The 20,627-nt window shown below is 32.5% G+C and carries 18 protein-coding genes; 13 read left to right on the forward strand and 5 right to left on the reverse strand.

The genetic code is table 11. From position 1 onward, the window contains the following. Nucleotides 1–19: 19 nt before the first annotated feature. The 5 genes from AC1RP1_RS04285 to AC1RP1_RS04305 form a co-directional block, all read right to left on the reverse strand. Nucleotides 20–1,771: an MFS transporter gene (locus tag AC1RP1_RS04285; RefSeq protein WP_481761553.1), complete on the reverse strand. Its 1,752-nt coding sequence runs from the start codon at nucleotides 1,769–1,771 to the stop codon at nucleotides 20–22. Nucleotides 1,772–1,834: 63 nt separating this feature from the next. Beyond that, the gene (locus AC1RP1_RS04290) at nucleotides 1,835–4,675 is read right to left on the reverse strand and encodes a YfhO family protein (protein WP_481761552.1); all 2,841 of its coding nucleotides are present in this window, start codon (nucleotides 4,673–4,675) and stop codon (nucleotides 1,835–1,837) included. 19 nt (nucleotides 4,676–4,694) lie between these two features. Further along, a complete protein-coding gene (locus tag AC1RP1_RS04295) occupies nucleotides 4,695–5,657 on the reverse strand; it encodes a glycosyltransferase family 2 protein (RefSeq protein WP_481761551.1) in 963 nt (320 codons plus the stop codon). A 40-nt stretch (nucleotides 5,658–5,697) separates the two neighbouring features. Further along, entirely contained in the window at nucleotides 5,698–6,111 is a 414-nt protein-coding gene (locus AC1RP1_RS04300) for a GtrA family protein (protein WP_481761550.1), read from the reverse strand. Between the two features lie 2 nt (nucleotides 6,112–6,113). Further along, nucleotides 6,114–6,572 (reverse strand): flavodoxin, encoded by a 459-nt coding sequence (locus AC1RP1_RS04305; RefSeq protein ID WP_481761549.1) that lies wholly within the window; start codon nucleotides 6,570–6,572, stop codon nucleotides 6,114–6,116. A gap of 151 nt (nucleotides 6,573–6,723) precedes the next feature. Here AC1RP1_RS04305 and map point away from each other — a divergent pair, with 151 nt between their 5' ends. From map to AC1RP1_RS04370, 13 genes are all read left to right on the forward strand, one after another. Continuing rightward, complete coding sequence (gene map / locus AC1RP1_RS04310) at nucleotides 6,724–7,506, forward strand: type I methionyl aminopeptidase (protein WP_409022111.1); 783 nt, start codon at nucleotides 6,724–6,726, stop codon at nucleotides 7,504–7,506. A gap of 152 nt (nucleotides 7,507–7,658) precedes the next feature. Then, nucleotides 7,659–8,528, forward strand: coding sequence for a UTP--glucose-1-phosphate uridylyltransferase GalU (galU, locus tag AC1RP1_RS04315; protein WP_481761548.1), 870 nt, complete (start codon nucleotides 7,659–7,661; stop codon nucleotides 8,526–8,528). Nucleotides 8,529–8,629: 101 nt separating this feature from the next. Further along, complete coding sequence (locus AC1RP1_RS04320; RefSeq protein ID WP_481761547.1) at nucleotides 8,630–9,523, forward strand: YihY/virulence factor BrkB family protein; 894 nt, start codon at nucleotides 8,630–8,632, stop codon at nucleotides 9,521–9,523. Nucleotides 9,524–9,555: 32 nt separating this feature from the next. Next, nucleotides 9,556–11,301 carry an MFS transporter gene (locus AC1RP1_RS04325; protein ID WP_481761546.1) on the forward strand — a complete coding sequence of 582 codons (1,746 nt, stop codon included), beginning with the start codon at nucleotides 9,556–9,558 and terminating at the stop codon, nucleotides 11,299–11,301. 286 nt (nucleotides 11,302–11,587) lie between these two features. Continuing rightward, nucleotides 11,588–12,571, forward strand: coding sequence for an LCP family glycopolymer transferase (locus AC1RP1_RS04330; protein ID WP_481761545.1), 984 nt, complete (start codon nucleotides 11,588–11,590; stop codon nucleotides 12,569–12,571). 13 nt (nucleotides 12,572–12,584) lie between these two features. Beyond that, nucleotides 12,585–13,328, forward strand: coding sequence for a YveK family protein (locus AC1RP1_RS04335; protein ID WP_481761544.1), 744 nt, complete (start codon nucleotides 12,585–12,587; stop codon nucleotides 13,326–13,328). A gap of 23 nt (nucleotides 13,329–13,351) precedes the next feature. Continuing rightward, complete coding sequence (locus AC1RP1_RS04340) at nucleotides 13,352–14,077, forward strand: CpsD/CapB family tyrosine-protein kinase (RefSeq protein ID WP_481761629.1); 726 nt, start codon at nucleotides 13,352–13,354, stop codon at nucleotides 14,075–14,077. A 44-nt stretch (nucleotides 14,078–14,121) separates the two neighbouring features. Beyond that, on the forward strand, nucleotides 14,122–15,951 hold the full coding sequence (locus tag AC1RP1_RS04345) for a polysaccharide biosynthesis protein (RefSeq protein WP_481761543.1): 1,830 nt from the start codon (nucleotides 14,122–14,124) through the stop codon (nucleotides 15,949–15,951). Further along, nucleotides 15,951–16,541: a sugar transferase gene (locus AC1RP1_RS04350; RefSeq protein ID WP_481761542.1), complete on the forward strand. Its 591-nt coding sequence runs from the start codon at nucleotides 15,951–15,953 to the stop codon at nucleotides 16,539–16,541. The genes AC1RP1_RS04345 and AC1RP1_RS04350 overlap by 1 nt, the downstream gene beginning before the upstream one ends. Next, entirely contained in the window at nucleotides 16,534–17,418 is an 885-nt protein-coding gene (locus AC1RP1_RS04355) for an NAD-dependent epimerase/dehydratase family protein (protein ID WP_481761541.1), read from the forward strand. Before AC1RP1_RS04350 ends, AC1RP1_RS04355 begins: the two co-directional genes overlap by 8 nt. Beyond that, nucleotides 17,415–18,563 carry a glycosyltransferase gene (locus AC1RP1_RS04360; RefSeq protein WP_481761540.1) on the forward strand — a complete coding sequence of 383 codons (1,149 nt, stop codon included), beginning with the start codon at nucleotides 17,415–17,417 and terminating at the stop codon, nucleotides 18,561–18,563. The genes AC1RP1_RS04355 and AC1RP1_RS04360 overlap by 4 nt, the downstream gene beginning before the upstream one ends. Before the next feature lie 37 nt (nucleotides 18,564–18,600). After that, nucleotides 18,601–19,572, forward strand: a complete 972-nt coding sequence (locus AC1RP1_RS04365) for a DUF6625 family protein (RefSeq protein WP_481761539.1) — start codon at nucleotides 18,601–18,603, stop codon at nucleotides 19,570–19,572. A 76-nt stretch (nucleotides 19,573–19,648) separates the two neighbouring features. Beyond that, a complete protein-coding gene (locus AC1RP1_RS04370) occupies nucleotides 19,649–20,623 on the forward strand; it encodes a Stealth CR1 domain-containing protein (RefSeq protein ID WP_481761538.1) in 975 nt (324 codons plus the stop codon). Nucleotides 20,624–20,627 lie beyond the last annotated feature (4 nt).

A 20,627-nucleotide genomic window follows, 5' to 3' on the forward strand; every position in this document is an offset into this window, starting at 1 on the left:
AACAGTTAGAGTGGACTTGTCATTTATGAACACTATTTTTGTCTAGTTTTCTATTTATAAAATGGAGTGTTATCATCGATAAAATACTAATAATCCAAGTTAAAATGACGAAAAACAAACGCCATGTAGTGATCATTTCCGATTGATATCTAAGCACTACACGATTACTCCCTTTTTTTGTTGCCTTAACAGTAGGGACACCTAATGCAGATAGAGATAATCGGTGTAATTGACTTCCATTTAAGGAGAGCTCTGAATTATTATAAACGACAATAGGAAGTGCGATGGATTCACCTTTTTTTGTCGCATGCCATTTAAGGATTAAATCACCATTTTTTGTAACAGTCTTAGTGATATTAGGACGATTCCTAACAATATCTTTCTTGTATTCTTTTTTATTATATGTTGTCTTTTGTTCTTGATTATTTGGTAAATAATCTGGGGCTATTTTTTTAACCACCTTTAATCCTTTTGATAAATCAGAACTAGTAAAATTAGTTCTAATTTGATCACTCGTTAGATGATTTGAAACGACAACGCTCCCTTTATAAATAAGAGGATCATTGGAATTCCAGAGCTTATTTTGCTGTTGAATATCAATATATGATTGACCTAAAATAAAAAGACTACTAATGATTAAAAATAACTCGCCAAACTTTTTAGGCTTAAATGAAGGTAGCTCAGAAAGAGAGTTGCCAAAACCAGCAAGTAATAAGACAGTTGCAAAACCATAAAAGCGGTAAGGAAATTGTAAAAAACTTCGAAGCTGTGGTATTAGATTCGATATTGTCGTCCAAGGAACAAGATTTGTTGATAACAGGAGAAATAAGGCTCCTAATAGTGTCATTAGCTTATTAGAAAGTGATACTTGTGACCACCTAGAAAATAGTAAAACAAATTGTAAAATGAAAATAACGCTCATAAATAGTCCTATAGATGAAGCGCTATAGCTAGTTGTTGAAAAACGCATTGTAGCACTAGCCATATCTAAGTGAGTGTAAGGCGAGTACAGCGTATTTCTTGTGAAAATTTCTAGCATAGCGCCCCAAACATTAAAGGTTAGAACAATAGTTAGAAGGGCCGCTAAGAAACATTTTGATAAAAGCTGTAATTTTTGATTTGTCTTGTAAAAACCGACAACAAAGAAGATAAAGATGACGCCAACCGACATTAAGGCACTTAAGACATGAATTTGAATAAGCGCTGAAATCAATAATGCTAATGGTAGTACTTTTAAATCCTTAGCATTATTTTTAATCATTTTAAGCCCGAGGATGACAATTAAGGGCATTAGCATAACGCCCCAAGACATAAAATTCTGGTTAATTGACCAACGGGTAACGTAAAAACTCCCCATAAATAGACTAGCAATCAATAATGAAATTTTCTTAGAGGATTGAAGCTCTCTAGATAGAAAATACATTGAGTAACCACTAATAAAGAAAATTAAAAAGGAGGTTATGATTTGAAATAAAATCCAATTATGAACAATTAAGAGTAAGATACCTAACAGATAAGCAAAACCTGGTCCATATAAGGCGTTAATAATGCGACCACTCTGTAAAAAACCATAGTTAGTTTGAAAATAACTAAAGTTACCTGTTTTAAATTGGATATAGGTATCGTAAATACGATTGAAATGAAAAAGCGAGTCACCACCTAAGACTAGACTGTGGTTGATTATTTGTGGAAGAACTAAAAATAAACTAATCAAAAAGATGGTTGTAAATACGATTAAACGATTTTTAAGATAACTGACTTTATTTAACAAGATAGTAAACCCCTAATAGATTTATTTAGTAGATGAGGTCATAATAATATCATTTATGTCTAATTAAAGTCTTCTTAAACGTCTCCAAATTAGAGGTGTTAAACTATAACTCCCCCAAACAATGAGGCCAAAAACACTTAAAAGAAAACCAGTTGATAAGCCAGGTGTTTGATAACTATAAATGATATGATGAGTTCCTTTTTTTAATTTTAAGCCAATAAAAGCGCTATTTGTTTTAATAACGGGCACGCTATGACCATTATCAGTCGCTGTCCAACCTGTAGAGTAAGGGATAGATGATGTTAGGATACCTAATTTATTTGTTGTTATTTTGCCACTAACTCTATTTGTAGCAAATTTTAATGAATTTAATTTATTTTTCTGGATTTTTTTAACATCATTTGTGTAAGTTTGACCAAGCGGAACGGCAGTAATTTTAAGGTTGAATGAGTAAGTCCCTGAATTTGATAAAAGTAAATCCAAACTTTTGGGCATTTGTTTTTGATAGCCCATATTTAGGGTAGCATCAGATAAAACTTTAAAGAAAGAAAGATTTTCAATACCCAATTGCTCAATCGTATTAGTCGTTAAATTAGATTTAACCCCGATCGAATAGCCTGTATTGGAAGAACCTGTCGTCAGTTGCTTCCTAAGCGATTTCTGTGCTGACCGGGGACCATTCGTATCTAATAACTGGTTATCTGGTTTCGTAGTATTATTAAAAATAGCCATATTCACTTGTTCTTTAGAGGACAGTGATTGGTGCTTAATGTTAGTTAATGAAAGATGCAATTCAGAATTTTGATATTTTTTTGCGTTCTTAATGTCAATCTGATAGCTATCTGAAACAGGATTATTACGATAGTGATTATTGGTAATACGTGTTTTTGTTTCGTTAGGTTCTCCGGCGTTCACTGTTTTTACAATTGTATAGGCAACGTTTTCAGTATCAAATGTTGATTGTTTCTGGTTAAATCCGGATGTATCCGCGATACTAACGGCTTTAGCTAATTGACGTTCTTGATCAGAAGCGGATAATTTAGCAGTTTTTTGATTTGAAGTGACATCAGATTGCCAATAAATTAATGGAAAATTATTCTTAGTTTCATAAAGATTGGTTTTCTCAGGTTTATTTTTATTTTCAGATTTAGTTTTGAGTAATGTATAACCATAGGGGATCTTTGACTCATTTGGCTCATTTGAATGAGTAAAGAGATACTTAACGCCAAAAAAGTTATTAGCGATTGTTCGATCATCAAAATTTTCAATCGGAATATTATTGTTATATTGAGCATTTTGTAACCTGTTTGAAAATACTCCGACTGCGCCATTTTGAATCGAGTAGTATGAGTTAATTAAATTTAAATCATTATTTAAATTATTTCGTAACATGTAGTTAGAACCAAAGTTATAATTTTGGCTAATCGTTGAAACACGAAATGAGTTAGATTTAGGAAGAGAATTATCTAATCCATCAAATAGATTAGATGATAGTTTCTGGTAACTACCAGAGGGCATTAAAGTCTTACTATAAAAGTTAGTGAAAGGTGATGCAAAAGAAACCCCAGTAAAGATCAAGTTCACTAGGATAAGACCGAATATGATTCGACCAGAATTTTTATTTTGACGGTAAAGTAAGATTGCGACAAAAAAAGAAATTAAAAAGATAACAGGAATGAAAATTTCTGTCGTCCCATTAATATAAAAGGGTAATGATACTAAAAGTAAATAGATACCAAGACAAATACTGAGGTATTTAATTTCAGGCAACGTTATTTTTTTGAGAGAATCAATGAAGAAGGCACTTCCAAGTGAAATGGGAACAAATAATAATAGAATCCAACGATTAGAAGGGGCTTGAAAACCATTAAACATCGCACCAAACATTGGGAATAGTAACATAATCAACCCAATTGAAAGACTCGTTGTCATTAGTGGGTAGTGTTTCCAATGGTAAAACAGATGGAATAATGCTAGAACAGCTAAACTACTAAAGCCAAATTTAACCCAGAAAGAAGATACTCCGCCAGCAAGTAATTGAGCAGGTAAATTAATGTAGTAATAAGCGGGGAAAGAGGTCAAACCATTTGCGAATAGACCACCTGACCGAGTTGAACTAAAGACCGCAAGAATTGACGGTAGCATGATAAAGGCAGAAATCAGTAAACTGATGACTGTACTGATTAAAAAAGTGCCCGCTGTTTTAAAGAAACTGAGATTTTTTCGATAATAATAAATGAAACGTAGTACTAAATATACAAAAGCACCGATGCCTAAGACTATGGCGAAGTAAAAGTTACTGATAAACATCCATGAAAAAGCAAAAATGAAGAAATGTGGTTTAAACCCTTGTAAAATTTTTTCTATTCCGACAATTATAAGTGGAAAAAGAATGAATGGTGTTAGGAAAAAAGGTTGCATTAGGGATGAATAAAGTGAAAAAGAAGTGAAGGTATAAATGATTGCCCCACCTAAGATCGCGCTATTCGTTAATTTAAAGTGTCTCGCAAAGAAGATAAATGATAGCCCCACGCAAAATAACCTCAAAATGAGTGTGAGCTGGTAAATAGTCACAACGGCACTTGAGGGAAATAATAGCGTAATATAGGCGAATACGTCTCCAATAACGTAATAAGCAAATGTTTGAAATTGATCTGCGCCAAGCCCTAATTTCCAAGACCACATTTGGAGTGGTTGAAAGGGATGGTTGATGAATTCACCAAGTAGTTGACGATAATTTTCTAATACAGGTAGATGCTGTTCAGCAGGATCATGACTTTGAATTAAAGAGTATCCAGCTAGTTTGTAAGTTCCAAAAATAAGAACAGCTAAAATTGCAAAAATGATAATGTAATAAAGATAGGTCATTTTTGATTTTTTTAGATCGAAACGAAACTTCTGCATAGCTGGAATCCCCCTATAATTAATCCTTTTTTGAACTGAAGACGTCTGATTCTTTAATAATATAGACGGGTCTGTTTTTGACTTCTAAGAAAATTTTACCTAAGTATTTACCAAGAATCCCAATACAAAACAATTGAATGCCACCCATCATTAAGATAACTGAAATCGTTGATGGCCAGCCAGCTGTTGGATCACCATAGAGTAACGCTCTAATAATAATAAAGATAATTGCAAAAAGAGAGCCAACAAATGATAGGAAACCAACAAATGTTGCAATTGAAAGAGGTACTTCTGAAAAGGCTATGATACCGTCTAATGAATATTTGAATAAGCCCCAGAAATTCCAACTTGTTTTACCAGCAACACGTTCTTGATTTGTGTATTCTAAGTATTCCGTATTAAAACCAACCCAACTGAAGATACCTTTTGAAAAACGATTGTATTCTGACATTGATAAGACAGCATCAACCATTTGACGGGTCATTAAGCGATAATCGCGGGCACCATTAACAATCTCAGTATCTGAGATGCGATTTATTAATTTGTAGAAAAGAGTAGCGAATGCAGAGCGAATCACAGGTTCACCTTGACGAGTTGTCCGACGTGTCCCCACACAGTCGTAGTCATTTTCTGGATCTTCTAAAATAGCTAACATCTTAGGCAAAAAGCTGGTTGGATCTTGTAAATCAACGTCCATAACAGTTACGTAATCGCCAGTCGCTTTTTGTAAGCCACAATATAAAGCAGCTTCTTTTCCAAAATTTCGTGAAAATGAAGCATAATGGACTGTTGCTGGATGATCTTTTTGTAATTGGCGCATTTCTTTGAGGCTGTTATCAGATGAACCATCATTAATAAACCAATATTCTAATCGGATATCTGGTAAATTGATAGACTCCTTTTCAACCGCATCAAAAAAAAGCGGAATAGATTCTTGTTCGTTGTAACATGGCACAACGATTGAAAGAACTTTGGTTGTCATAAATAAAGTGCCCCCTAGGATGAATTTACTGAATTTTATTTTATGATTTTTTGAAAATAAATAACTTACTAAAAATATAATTAATTAAAACGATGAAAATTTGATCAAATAACTTAACGAGTGATGCATCTAAGTGTAAAACAGAAACACCAATTGTCATAATTAATTGATCAATGACTAATGATAGAAGTCTAAAGCCAAAGAAAGATAAAACTTCACGTATTAAACCTGAAACATGAGTGTTCTTTGAGCCAAATACCCAAAGCTTATTAGTGACGAATGCAAAAACAACCGAAACAAACCATGCAATTACGTTTGCAAATTGATAATTTACACTAAGGTATGATTGGAAAACAACAAAAGTAACGATGTTAATTAGGGTTGTTAGACCACCAAAAATTAAATACGAAATTAGGGCATAATGTTTATGAAATAATTCATTTATTTTATTCATGACTAGTTTTCACTGCTAGTTACTTTATCAAATAGCTCTTTAGCAAAAGCTTCTAATTTAGTGATATCTTCTTCTTCAGGTGCTAAATCGATTTTTAGATTAGCTGAACCCTTTGTTGCGCCTGCTTCTTCGAAAGCTGAACCAAACTTATCAACAGCAGTTCCAAAAAACTCACCATAAAATGTATCGCCAGAACCGGCAACACCGAATAATTTACCGGTTAAATCAAGCTCCTGTAAGTCTTCATAAAAGTCCATGCCTTCATCAGGAAGTGAGCCTTCGTCATAAGTATAAGGAACGACAACGCTGATATCGAAGTTAGTTAAATCAGATGCATCTGATTGTGAGATTTCTTCCATCTCAACTGTTGCACCTAAATTTTCAAATGCTTCGGTAATAATGTCAGCGATGTCTTCATTATTACCTGTAATTGTTGCAAAAATAACTTTAGCTGAAACCAAACTAAATTCCTTCTTCCATATTAAAATAGTAGTTAAAGTATATCAGATAAAAAAACGATTGTGAAAGGAATTGAGTATCTCGTAACAAATTCTATACAATTGCGGTATAATAGTTGAGAAGAATTATTTATTATAGGAGGAAACAAATTAAATGATCACATTAAAATCAGAACGCGAAATTGAAGAAATGCGTGCTTCAGGTGCTATTATTGCAGGGATGCATAAGGGATTACGAGATATTATAAAACCAGGTATTTCTAGTTGGGAAATTGAAACTTTCTCACGTAAGTATATTGAAAGCCATGGTGGTGTTGCTGAACAAATTGGCTTTGAAGGCTATAAATATGCGACTTGTGTCAGCATTAATGATGAAATTTGTCATGCTTTCCCACGTAAAGGGTTAATTTTAAAAGATAATGATTTAGTTAAAGTAGATACAGTTGTTAGTTTACATGGCGCAATGAGCGATTCTTGTTGGAGTTATGTTGTTGGTGAATCTACACCAGAAATTGATAAATTAATGGCAGTAACGCATAAAGCCCTTTACTTAGGAATTGATCAAGCCGTTATTGGTAACCGTATTGGTGATATTGGTCATGCTATCCAAACTTATACTGAAGACCAAATGGGCTATGGTGATGTTCGCGAATACGTTGGACATGGCATTGGACCTACCATGCATGAAAGTCCTTCCGTACCTCATTATGGTCAAGCTGGTAAAGGATTACGTCTTAAAGAAGGGATGACAATTACTATTGAACCCATGATTAATATTGGCGGTTGGGAATCAGAAAGTGATGATCCTAACGGTTGGACAACAAGAACTGCTGACGGTAGTTTGTCGTGTCAATATGAACATGTTATTGTTATCACAAAAGATGGTCCTAAGATTTTAACCTCTCAAGATCCAGAATTTGATGCGAAATATTTATAAAATAGATAGCTACAATGAACTGCTAACTTAATTGTTTAGCAGTTTTTTTGTATAATGTAGCGGATTCATGATAGAATTGTAATATTCGTAGAGTTTGAGATAAATTAATGGGATTTTGTATATCGTATAAAGAAAAAAAGGAGAAGTTAATTATGAAAGTTAGAAAAGCAATTATACCTGCAGCAGGTTTGGGAACTAGATTTTTACCAGCAACAAAAGCAATGGCTAAAGAAATGTTACCTATCGTGGATAAACCAACGATACAGTACATTGTTGAAGAAGCTAAAGCAGCAGGGATTGAAGATATTTTAATTGTTACGGGTAAAGGGAAACGCCCAATTGAAGATCATTTTGATTCAGTACCTGAATTGGAAGCTAATCTTAAAGCTAAAGGTAAATTAGAACAATTAAAAATGGTTGAGCAAACAACTGATATTAATTTGTTCTTTATTCGCCAGTCACATCCTAGAGGTTTAGGGGATGCTGTTTTAATGGCTAAAGACTTTGTTGGTGATGAACCCTTTGTTGTTATGTTGGGTGATGATATCATGCAAGATAAGGTACCATTAACAAAACAATTGATGGATCGCTATGAAGAAACACATGCTTCAACATTGGCTGTAATGGAAGTCCCACATAAAGAAGTATCAAAATATGGGGTTATTGCACCACAAAGTGAAGTGTCAAAAGGGCTATATGATGTTGAAAAATTTGTTGAAAAACCAGCTGTTGATGAAGCACCAAGTGATTTAGCTATTATTGGTCGTTACTTGTTAACACCAGAAATCTTCGGGATGTTAGAAACACAAGAACCTGGTGAAGGTAATGAAGTCCAATTGACTGATGCTATTGATCGTTTAAATAAAGTGCAACGTGTATTCGCGCATGAATTTAAAGGTGATCGTTATGATGTTGGAAATAAATTCGGTTATTTAAAAACAAGTATTGATTTTGGTTTGAAACATCCAGAAGTTAAGGATGAACTTAGAGAATACATTAAAGAGTTATCTAAAAAATTATAATAAAATTAGAAGATTGGGCTGATTTTAAATGCTCAATCTATTTTTTTGTCTAAATGTGATACAATTTATTCTTATATAGATGTATTTCGCGGAGGAATCGTATGAAAAGTAAGTTCGTTCAGTTTATTAAAATATTTAAAACACAATTTATTAATGCCGATGTTAGTAATTCTTCGGTTATTATTGCGTACTATACGTTATTATCGATTTTTCCAGCAATTATTTTTATTGGTAATTTAATACCAATGCTTCATTTAAAGGTGTCCGTTATTTTAGAATATGTAAAAGTTGTGATGCCATCCGCGATATATAGCATTTTAGCACCGTTTATTGAATCGTTTCTGAAAAATGGAAATGGTGGATTATTGTCAATTGGTGCTGTCGTAACGTTATGGACGACAAGTAAGGGGATTAATGCATTGAAGAAAAGTTTCAACCATGCCTATAGTGTTGAAACGAAGCAAAATCCAATTGTTGGGCGAATTGTATCGTTTGTGTTAACGATTGGGTTAGTTATCTCCTTAGGTGCTATTATTTTGTTCTTTGGGTTCAGTCAAATAGTAGTTGAGGTGTTGACACCCATTTTACATTTGCCGGGAGAATTTTTAACTGTGATTACCACGGTTAAATGGCCTGTCGCCTTAATCGGTATTTTTATTATTATTTTATTACTTTATCGGATATTACCTAGTGCAAGACTTAGGTTCAGGGCAGTTTTACCAGGGGCAATTTTGACAACCATTGGGTGGATTTTATTGACCCAAGTATTTTCGATATACGTGCAGTATTTCGGTGGCGCTTTTAGTAGTTATGGTGCAATCGGAACAGTAATGATTATGTTATTCTGGCTGGATTTTGGGGCATGGATAATCATGCTAGGTGCTGTTCTTAATGCATCGATTGCTATTGTTCGACATGGTGAAGTTGAAGCACAATCTATTCAGCTAAATAGCTTATTTAAGCAATATAAAAGTCGATTTAGTAAGAAAAAATAAAATATTATAAATCGTTAGGGGAGGTAAGTTAATTGAAAAATAAGTCGATTAATTTAAAAAATCATGTCGGTGTATTTATTGTTATGTTTAGTGTGAGCTTGTTTTTAGTCTTACCTCAGATACTCGCACATAGTTTAGTTTTAGGTTCTGATTCTTTATTTCATTTTAATCGTATTTACGATATCTATATGCAATTTAAAACAGGCAATTTTAACTATTTCCAAACAAATTACGGGTTTCAACAAAGTGGTCGGATTATCAATGCTGTGTATGGGCCTGGATTTGCTTATCTGCTAGGTGGGTTGCTACTACTCGTACATAGTTGGTTTAATTTTCAGGTTATTTCTTCTTTTTTAATTTTCTTTATTAGTGGTTACTCAATGTATTTACTAGCTAAAGAAATAACTTCGACCAAAGATATCTCACTATTAATGGCTGTTCTTTTTATGGGTAGCTTGTGGATTGCGCGATGGTCAACTGAGCAAAATTTTATGGCTTGGGGTATCATGCTAGTGCCACTAGTTGTTTTAATGGGTGTTAAAATGATCAAAAATAACGCAGAAGGATTGCGAATTCTACCCTTAGCGTTAACCATGTCGGTAATGATACAGGTACATGTTTTAAGTGCCTTGATGTCGATTGGTGTCCTATTCGTTTTTTTTATAGTTGGTTTTATTCAAACGAATCAAAAATCGAAACTATTATTAACCTGTTTTTGGGCGGGGTTATTATCGTTAGTTCTGACATTTAATGTTTGGGGTGCCATGTTAGATGTTTTCGCAAACAATAAATTATACGCACCGCACGTTAATGTGATGATGTCCAATTCAACTATGAATTTATCGATGGGGGGGCCAACGCTTACTAAAATTGGTTTGGTTATGAGCTTCATATTTGTAGTACAAATTAGTTTATTGTTTATAAAACAAGCAAAATTTACGGTTACTAATAAAGTAGTAACTAGTTTAGGTTTAGTTTTCTTAGTCTTAACGTCAAAATTAGTTCCTTGGACGGATTTAGCCCAGGTTATCCCATCAATACAAAGTTTCTTGCAATACCCACGTCGCTTTGAAGGGTTCGCTGTAGTTTTATTATTAGCGGGTTTTAGTGCAACACTATCAAGTAGTTCATTTAAAAATTATCGGAAGTATATTGATCTATTCTTAATTGTTGGAGGTCTTGTTGTCGGAGTACAATCGTATTTAGAAATTCAAAAAAGTAATGAAGCATGGCATACTAATCAGTCGATAGTTTCTCCCAATAATGTTGATATCGCAGATAATACGAGTAACGAACAGATTACCAAAGCATTTATGAGTTCAAATCTAGATGATGGTTTAAAGTTGATTACCAAGGCATCGCCAGACTATTTACCTAATAATCGAGTATTAAGTGAACGTCCTTATCATGATTATCGATTAGACATGAAAAAAAATAAAGATGAAGTAAGTAAAACGATTAATAGTGAAGGAAAGTTAAGTCTGAGTTGGAACGCAACAAAAAAAGGAAATGAGATTTCTTTACCCGCGATAGTCTATAATAATTCAACTGTTCAATTAAATGGTAATAGCCTTGATCCTAAAAAAATGACCTTGTCAACTATGGGTAGTCCAACCGTTAAAGCAACTAAAATAGGTACAAATAGGTTAGTCATTGGTTATCATACGAAAATAATAACAAGAATTAGTTTAATCATCGTTCTAGCCACTTGGATAATTAGTTGCGTTAGTGCTGTTTTTATAAAAATCACTGATTATAAAAAAGAAATTAAGTTATGATATAGTTTTAACAAGTAATAGGGACTTCAAAAAGAGAACATAATTAATGATGTTCTTTTTCTGTATTAAAAATGAAATATAATACTTTTAAATATAACGTATAATTAAAAGTGTAGAGCACTACAACTTTGAAAGCGTGGTCAAAATGTTTAGAATATCATATCAGTTGACAATAAGATTAAACAATGATTAGACAAACGATTTTAAGTTTCATTTAAGTCTGGTAACATGTATAATAAATTATTGTGTCATTGTATACATCTAAAAAATTTAGGGGTAATTAATTATGAGTGAAGATAATATTAAACACCAAGGTAGCCACAAGAAGCATCATCATAAAAAGAAAAAAATGAGTACACTGAAAAAATGGGGGATTGGTGTCGGAATCGTCGTTGCCGCACTATTGGTTATTGGTGGTGTGTTGATGGCGAAGGTTTATCTAGATGCAAAAGACGTTGTAGATAATACATATCAAAAAGTAAATGTTAAAAGTAAACGAACAACCGGGAGTGTCTCTCTTGATAAAGAGGCGCCTTTCTCAGTTTTAATTTTGGGTGTTGATACGGGCGAAGATGGGAGAACAGATCAAGGTCGATCGGATACAATGATGGTTGCGACAATTAATCCTAAAACAAACTTGACGACATTAACGAGTTTACCTCGTGATACGAAGATTCCGATTACAGGTCACGGGACAGATAATAAATTAAATGCTGCATATGCTTATGGGGATGTTTCCTTAGCGATGGATACTATTCAAAACTATTTAAATATTCCAATTGATTACTATGTTCAGATGAATATGAAGGGCCTGGAAGAATTAACGGGTGCCGTTGGTCCAATTACGGTCAATAATCCATTTGCTTTTTCAGCGGGAAGGCATCAATACGTAAAAGGTGATATTGAGTTAACTGAAAGTAATGTTTTAGACTTTTCTAGAATGAGACATTCTGATCCTAATGGTGATTACGGGCGTCAAAAAAGACAACGCTCGGTTGTGACTGAATTAGGTAAAAAAATAGCTTCTATTGATGGTGTCACAAATTATCAAGCAATTTTGAGTGTACTTGAGAGCAATATGAAAACAAATTTGAAATTTTCTGATATGAAAAAAATAGTGACTCAGTATCGTAGTGCTATAGGCACAATTAAAGATGTTCAACTTCAAGGACAATCACAAATGATAAATGGTGTGTCGTATGAAGTTGTTCCATCAGCACAAGTAACGAAAGTATCCAACATGATCAGAAAACAATTAGACTTAGACTAGGAGAATTATATCAATGGAAGAGACAATCAATCTTGAACAAGTTTTTAGCATTTTAAAGAAACATCTTAAATTAATTATTGGGTTAATAATTGCGGGGGCACTATTAGCATTTTTTGTAACCATGTTCTTTATGACGCCAAAATATAACTCGACTGTTCAAATATTAGTTAATAGAACAGAAACTGCCAATAATGTAGGGGCTGCTTACAATACACAGCAAGCAGATGTCCAAATGATTAATACGTATAAAGACATTATTCAAAATAAAATTGTACTAGATCCTGTGAGAAAAGAAATTGCTAAAAAAGATAATTTCGTTGGTACGAGTGATGATTTAAAAAATCAGATAAGTATATCAAATCAAGAAAATTCACAGGTTTTTAGTGTAACTGTTAAAGATACTAATGCATATCGCGCGGCTGATATTGCAAACTCTGTTGCTGATACGTTTAAAAATAAAATAAAAAAAGTGATGAAAGTTAATAATGTAACAATTGTTGCTGATGCAGTTGCAAAACCTAATGCAGTATCACCTAATAAAAAGATGAATGTATTAATAGGTCTGTTACTAGGGGGGCTTATCGGAATTGGGATTGCATTCGCAATAGAACTTTTTGATAAAACAGTTAAAAACGCTGATTTTTTGACAGATCTTGGTCTTTCAAACTTAGGTATGATTAACCATATTGACGAAACTAATAAGAGTCAAGGACTTTTTGGACAATCAACACCAAGAAAAAGAAAGCATACTAATTAAAATAGATAAGGGGTTATTGAATGATGAGTTTATTAAAAAAAGATAAAAAGTTATCAACTGATAGTATTGATAACGGTGTTGGATTAATTACTGTTACTCAACCAACATCAACGATTGCAGAACAATTTAGGACTGTACGTACGAATATCCAATTTTCAAGTGTTGATAAAGAAATGAAAGTTATTATGGCGACATCATCAGGTCCATCAGAAGGCAAGTCAACAGTTATAACTAATCTTGCTGTAACATATGCTAATCAAGGACTGAAAGTATTGTTAATTGATGCCGATATGCGTAGACCAACTGCGCATCAAACTTTTGGTTTGAGTAATGAAACCGGGCTTACAAATTGTTTGACTGAAAAAAGTATTGATGTTGCAAAAGCAGTTGAAGAAACACCAATTGAAAATTTATATGTTATGCCTGCAGGTCCTACTCCACCGAACCCTTCAGAATTATTGAATACAAAACGGATGGATTCTTTAATTACAGCTGTCGCTGAACAAATGGATATGGTTATCATCGATACACCACCATTAATTTCTGTAACAGATGCACAAATTGTTGCAACAAAAGTTGATGGTACAATTTTAGTTGTGAGACAAGGTGTGGCAAATAAAGGTGCCGTTTTGAAAGCAAAAGAATTATTAGATACCGTTCATGCAAGAATCATTGGGACGATTTTGAATGATGTTTCAGGTAGTGATGAGTCAGGTTATTATGGTGGGTATTATGGCTATTATAAATAATAATTAAGTAGACGTAGGATAATTTAAGGAAGCAGGGATTATAGGTGACTAGGAAAAGTAAACAGGTTGTTTTAACTGGATTGGATAGTTTGATTTGGGTAGTTTCAATTTCATTATCGAGGTTATTTTTAGGGCCGTATATTAGTTTTAGTAACTCTGATTTATTGGAATTTGGGTGTATATGTTTGATTTTATACCTAATAATTGGATACTCATTAAACCTCTTTTCTAAAATTAATAGGTATGCTAGCTTTAAAGAAATAATTGCAATTTTTATTGCAATAACAATTACAGCAGTTATTAGTAATATTAGTTATTTTTTCATAAGTTCAAATTATAGTATTCGTTTTGGAATATTAACTTATTTACTGGCCCTCCTTTTTATTGGTGGCAGCCGATTTGCATGGCGCTATCTTGTTGAAAATATCTTTAATAATGAAGAATCAGAAACATTAATTACAACATTAATAGTCGGTGCAGGGGATGGCGCAGAAGCTTTAATGGAAAGAATACAAAGAGATAATGCCGACTTGAATGTTATTGGATACGTCGATAATGATATTCAAAAACAAAAAATGTGGATGATGGGTAAGAAAGTTTTGGGAACTTTCCAAGAAATTCCAATGATTGTCGAAGAATACGATGTTGAACAGGTCTCAATTGCTATTCCTTCATTAAGTCCCCATAATTACGAGGACTTGTTAGATATTTTAAATCCTCTAAAAGTTAAAATTAATCGCATGTCAAGTTTTGAAGATATGTTAGAAGACAATAGTGATTCTAGAAAAATGCATGAGATTGACGTTGTTGATTTACTGGGTCGACAAGAGATTAAACTTGATATGGCTAAGATTGAAAGCAAAATATATGGTAAAACAATTTTAGTTACAGGAGCGGGTGGCTCTATTGGTTCAGAAATTTGTCGACAGGTTAGCAAATTTGGTCCTAAACGACTAATTTTACTAGGACATGGAGAAAATTCAATTTATTTGATTCATCAAGAATTAAAAAATCTTTATGCTGGGAAAATTGAAATTGTGCCGATTATTGCGGATGTTCAAGACCGGGCACATATTTTTGACTTAATGGCACAATATAAACCAGAAATAGTCTATCATGCTGCAGCACACAAACATGTACCATTAATGGAAGCTAACCCAACTGAAGCCATTAAAAATAATGTTTATGGTACGAAAAATGTTGCTGAAGCTGCTAAGTCTGCAAATGTGAAATCATTTGTAATGATTTCAACTGATAAAGCAGTAAATCCGCCTAATATTATGGGGGCAACGAAACGTCTCGCTGAAATGATTGTAACTAGTTTGAATGAACCAGGTCATACAAAATTCGCCGTTGTTCGTTTTGGTAATGTTCTTGGTAGCCGTGGTAGTGTTGTACCACTGTTTAAGAAACAGATAGCTAAAGGTGGACCAGTTACTGTTACTGATCTTAGAATGACAAGATTCTTTATGACAATTCCTGAAGCTAGCCGTTTAGTGATTCAAGCGGGGACGCTATCTAAAGGTGGAGAACTATTTATCTTAGATATGGGTAAACCGGTTAAAATTGTTGATTTAGCACGAAAAATGATTAAATTAAGTGGATATACTGAAAACGATATTGATATTGTTGAGTCAGGTATGAGACCTGGAGAGAAACTGTATGAAGAATTATTAGTAAGTAGTGAAAAACAGCAAGAGCAAGTATTTGAAAAAATTTTCTTGGGTAAAGTAACACCATACAAGATTGATGAAATTATGAGTTTTGTTAAGAGTGTAGAGCCGTTAACTGGTACTGCTTTGAAAAAAGAAGTTATTAGATATGCACATACTCATAATGGTGAACCCTCAATTGATTCGGAAGGTATGCGTTAATGTATAAAAAATATTTTAAAAGAACAATTGATTTTGTTATTTCTTTAGTAGGCCTTGTACTTTTATCGCCTATTTTTTTAATTATCGCAATTATTGTTAAAGTCGATTCGAAAGGCCCTATTTTCTTTGTACAAAAGCGGGTAAGTATTAATAAAACCTACTTTGGTATTTTAAAATTTAGGACGATGAGAACTGATACACCTGATGTACCTACTCACTTATTGAAAGATCCGGATGCTTTCATTACTCGCTCGGGTAAAATTTTACGAAAAACGAGTCTTGACGAATTACCACAAATTATTAATATTTTAACAGGTAAGATGAGTATCGTTGGTCCTCGACCAGCACTTTGGAGTCAAGAAGATTTAATTAACGAACGTGAAAAGTACGGCGCTAATAACGTTTACCCAGGGTTAACTGGATTAGCACAAATTAGTGGGAGAGATGAATTATCTATTGCTGAGAAATCAAAAATTGATGGTGATTACGTGCAACTTTTATCTTTTTCAGAAGATTTAAAAATTTTTTTTGGAACAATTACATCAGTTTTAAAGAGTGATGGTGTAAAGGAAGGTAAGAGTGATGACTAAACGAGTTTTGATAACCGGTGCACATAGTTATATTGGAGGGGCATTTAAAAGCTGGATTAATAAATCAGAATCGGAAGATATATCAGTTGATATGATGAGCGTTCGAGATGATAAATGGAGAGGAAAAAATTTTGGTCTATATGATGTAGTACTTAATGTTGCGGGTATTGCACATGTATCTTCGGATCCGAGTATGGAGGATCAATATTATAAAGTAAATAGAGATCTCGCAATTAATTTGGCTAAAAAAGCTAAATCTGAGGGAGTGAAACAATTTATTTTTTTATCAAGTATGATAGTATATGGTGAAAAAAATGGACTACAAAATACTAATATAATTACTCGAGAGACAATAATGAACCCAATTGATTTTTATGGTGATAGTAAGCTACAGGCAGATGTAGAAATTCAAAAATTAGCAGACGATAACTTTAAAACGGTTGTTATCAGAACTCCGATGGTTTACGGACCGAATAGTAAGGGTAATTTTCCAAGGCTACTGAAGTTAGCTGAGAAATCCCTGATTTTCCCAAGTATTAACAATGAACGAAGTATGATTTATGTAGATGTATTAACAGAATTTATCAAACAGATAATTATTAATGATGCATCAGGCCTTTATTTCCCTCAAAATAAAGAATATGTTTCTACAAGCGATGTAATCAAAGTAACAAGGAAATTATTAAGAAAGAAAGTATACTTTATCTCTATTTTTAATCCGCTTATTTCTCTATTATCAAGGAAGTTTCGTGTTTTTAATAAAATATATGGTAGTAAAGTTTATGATAAAAAAATTAGCGAGTGCTCTTTCGAATATACATTAGGACTTACATTAGAAAATACGATAACGAAAATTTTAATGGAGGATAAGAAATGAAAAAAGTTTTAATCGTTGCGTCGGTTGCTTCAATGATTGAACAATTTAATATGGATAATATCAGAATATTACAAGAATTAGGATATAATGTGGAAGTTGCAACTAACTTTTATTCCGCTGGAACTATACCAGATGATATGGCTAATTCCTTAAAAAAGAAGCTTGAAGGAAAAAATATAATTTGTCATCAAATTGACTTTTTAAGAGGAATTGGTTCAATAAAAGCAAATAAAAAAGCATATAATCAGCTTGAAAAATTAGCAAGTACAACTACCTATAATTTTGTGCATTGCCATTCACCGATGGGAAGTGTATTAACTAGATTAGTTTTTAAAAATAATAAAGAAACTAAAATTGTTTATACGGCACATGGCTTTCAGTTCTTTAAGGGCGGGCCGAAAAAAGATTGGATATTATTTTATCCTATAGAACGTTACTTATCTAAATATACGGATATTTTAATAACAATCAACAATGAAGATTACTCAATTGGAAAATCTTTTGGTATAAAAGAAGTTTTACATGTGCCTGGCGTTGGAATAAAATGGGAACAATTACGAGAACAATCAACTAATATCGATGAATTGAAAACTGATTTAAAGATAAGTAAGAATAGTAAAGTGATGATTTCTGTAGGTGAATTATCTAAGCGGAAAAATCATATTGTGGGAATAGAAGCAGTAAATAAATTGAAAGATAAAATTGATATTACATATATTATATGCGGTGTTGGAGATCAAAGAGATTTATTAGAAAAAAAAGTGAAAGAGTATGGATTAGAAGAAAAGATTATTTTTACAGGTTATTCTGAAAATATTAAACAATATTTAGATATAGCAGATTTTTCTCTTTTTCCATCTAAACGAGAAGGATTAGGACTAGCGGGATTAGAAGCTATGGCTACTGGTCTTCCATTAGTAAGTACTTACTTAGGGGGGATCAAAGATTACACAGAAAATGGTATCAGCGGGTGTGTAGTGGATGATCCTACTGATATTTCCCAGTTTGTGAAAGCTATAGAAAATTTACTAGGCATCAATGATAAAGAATACGAAAAAATTGTTAAAAACAATATTGAAGTATCAAAAAAATATAGTATTAAGAATGTAAATGAAATTATGTATAGTTTATATTCTAAAATTTAAATTATGCGATGTTGTCTATAAATTGAAAGGATTCGCAATGATTAAAAACACAAAAATAGTATTGATAGCTATATATTTTGGAGAATTACCAAATTATTTTGATTTATGGTTAAAATCAGCGGAATATAATAATGAGATAGATTTTCTAATATATACTGATCAAAATATATCTACAACCATACCGAATGTTAAAATAAAAATAGTCAACTTTAAAGATATTCAAGCGAAAATAAGATCACATTATACATTTCCTATAAAAATTAATAATCCGTATAAGTTGAATGACTACAAACCGGCTTACGGTGAAATATTTGAGGAAGACATCTCGGGATATGATTGGTGGGGATTTGTGGATATTGATACTATATTTGGAGATTTAAAAAAATTTTTATCTGAGGATATACTAAAAAAATATGACAAAATAAATACTCGTGGACATTTTCAAATGTATAGAAATAATAATCAAATTAATAATGCATATAAAATTGATCATCATAAAAAAGGGACGTACAATTATAAGCAGGCATTTACAACTGATGACGCAACTCACTTTGATGAAATTTGGGGAACTGCAAAATTTATGCCCGACACAGATATGAGAATATATGATCCATATAAAGAAAAGGTCTATTATGCTGATATTTGGGTAAAAGCATTTCGATTTATAACACTTGATATTTCTGAGGGAAAACAATATCAAGTGTTTAGATGGCATGATGGGGAACTAGTAATGAATTATATTGATAACGGAAAAATTAAAACTAAAAAGATAGAATATATTCATTTACAAAAAAGAAAAATGCAAGTTGATGTTGAAATATCAAATGATGACCATAGCTTTTTAATTGTACCTAATAAGTTTATAACAGATGAAAAGTTGTCTATTGAAAATATAAAGAAATATAATGAAGGAAAATGGCCTAATGGTATCCGCAGATATTTCCAATATTATATTAAGCAATTATTTAATGGGGAGCTTAAGGCTAGAATACGAAGAATTTGGCTCTAAATATAAGATTGAAAATAGATTAACACTTTTTATCTGAATATTAAAATCACTAATAAATATTAAGGAGAACTTAGTCATGAGTGATAATTTTAAAATTGATTTTGTAGTGACATGGGTTGATGGAAATGATGATATCTGGCGGAATAAAAAAAATAAGTACGCGGGAAACAAAAATTTAAATGCGGATGAACGTTTCAGAGATTATGATATTTTTAAATGGTGGTTTGAAGGTGTAAAAAAATTTGCACCATGGGTAAACCATATTTTTTTAATTACCGACAAACAAGTTCCGAAGTTTCCATTGGACATGAAAAATCTAACAATTGTTGATCATTCTGATTTTATTCCTGAAGAATATTTACCTACTTTTAATTCGAATGTCATTGAAATGAATATTCCAAGAATTAAAAATTTATCGGAACATTTTATCGTATTTAATGACGATACGTTTATAACTAACAAGGTAGATCCAACAGATTTCTTTTCTCAAGATGGGACTCCTAAGGATGTAGGATTAATGGGACTTATTCAACCGTCGGAAGAATTTTCGTTAATACCTTTTAATAATATACTTATTATTAATAAGTGGTTCTCAAAAAATAATATTTTGAAGAAGAATTTCTTTAAAATATTTAATTGGCAATACGGGTTTCAAAATGTAAGAAATTTCTTAGTTTTACCATATAGGTCTGTTCTGGGATGGTATGAACCGCATTTGCCTAGTAGTTTATTGAAAAGTACATTTAAAGAAATATATCAAAAAGAACCAGCTTTGTTAGCCGAACTTAGTAAAAATCGTTTTCGTACTAGAAATGATGTAAATATTTGGTTGGCACGCGATTGGCAACTTTCAAAAGGGAATTTTGAACCACGTAGATTTTCGTTTGGAAAGTTTGAGAAGTTGCCAGAAGATGGAGATTTTTCAAAAATAAAGCGCGCCTTAAAATCCAAGGCAAAAATAGTTGTTATAAACGACATATCGTTACCATTGGAGAGCCTTTCAGAAACGAAAGAACAATTAAGAAAAATATTCGCTGAACACTTTAGCTAATTAG

It is taken from the genome of Dellaglioa sp. CoH-56-MRSF-13, from assembly GCF_056782095.1.

Coding starts and splice junctions, on each gene's coding strand:
- AC1RP1_RS04350 (WP_481761542.1), top strand. CDS start 15,951: ATGTATAAAAAATATTTTAAAAGAACAATTGATTTTGTTATTTCTTTA.
- AC1RP1_RS04360 (WP_481761540.1), top strand. CDS start 17,415: ATGAAAAAAGTTTTAATCGTTGCGTCGGTTGCTTCAATGATTGAACAA.
- AC1RP1_RS04300 (WP_481761550.1), bottom strand. CDS start 6,111: ATGAATAAAATAAATGAATTATTTCATAAACATTATGCCCTAATTTCG.
- map (WP_409022111.1), top strand. CDS start 6,724: ATGATCACATTAAAATCAGAACGCGAAATTGAAGAAATGCGTGCTTCA.
- AC1RP1_RS04330 (WP_481761545.1), top strand. CDS start 11,588: ATGAGTGAAGATAATATTAAACACCAAGGTAGCCACAAGAAGCATCAT.
- AC1RP1_RS04290 (WP_481761552.1), bottom strand. CDS start 4,675: ATGCAGAAGTTTCGTTTCGATCTAAAAAAATCAAAAATGACCTATCTT.
- AC1RP1_RS04295 (WP_481761551.1), bottom strand. CDS start 5,657: ATGACAACCAAAGTTCTTTCAATCGTTGTGCCATGTTACAACGAACAA.
- AC1RP1_RS04370 (WP_481761538.1), top strand. CDS start 19,649: ATGAGTGATAATTTTAAAATTGATTTTGTAGTGACATGGGTTGATGGA.
- AC1RP1_RS04355 (WP_481761541.1), top strand. CDS start 16,534: ATGACTAAACGAGTTTTGATAACCGGTGCACATAGTTATATTGGAGGG.
- galU (WP_481761548.1), top strand. CDS start 7,659: ATGAAAGTTAGAAAAGCAATTATACCTGCAGCAGGTTTGGGAACTAGA.
- AC1RP1_RS04320 (WP_481761547.1), top strand. CDS start 8,630: ATGAAAAGTAAGTTCGTTCAGTTTATTAAAATATTTAAAACACAATTT.
- AC1RP1_RS04365 (WP_481761539.1), top strand. CDS start 18,601: ATGATTAAAAACACAAAAATAGTATTGATAGCTATATATTTTGGAGAA.
- AC1RP1_RS04340 (WP_481761629.1), top strand. CDS start 13,352: ATGAGTTTATTAAAAAAAGATAAAAAGTTATCAACTGATAGTATTGAT.
- AC1RP1_RS04335 (WP_481761544.1), top strand. CDS start 12,585: ATGGAAGAGACAATCAATCTTGAACAAGTTTTTAGCATTTTAAAGAAA.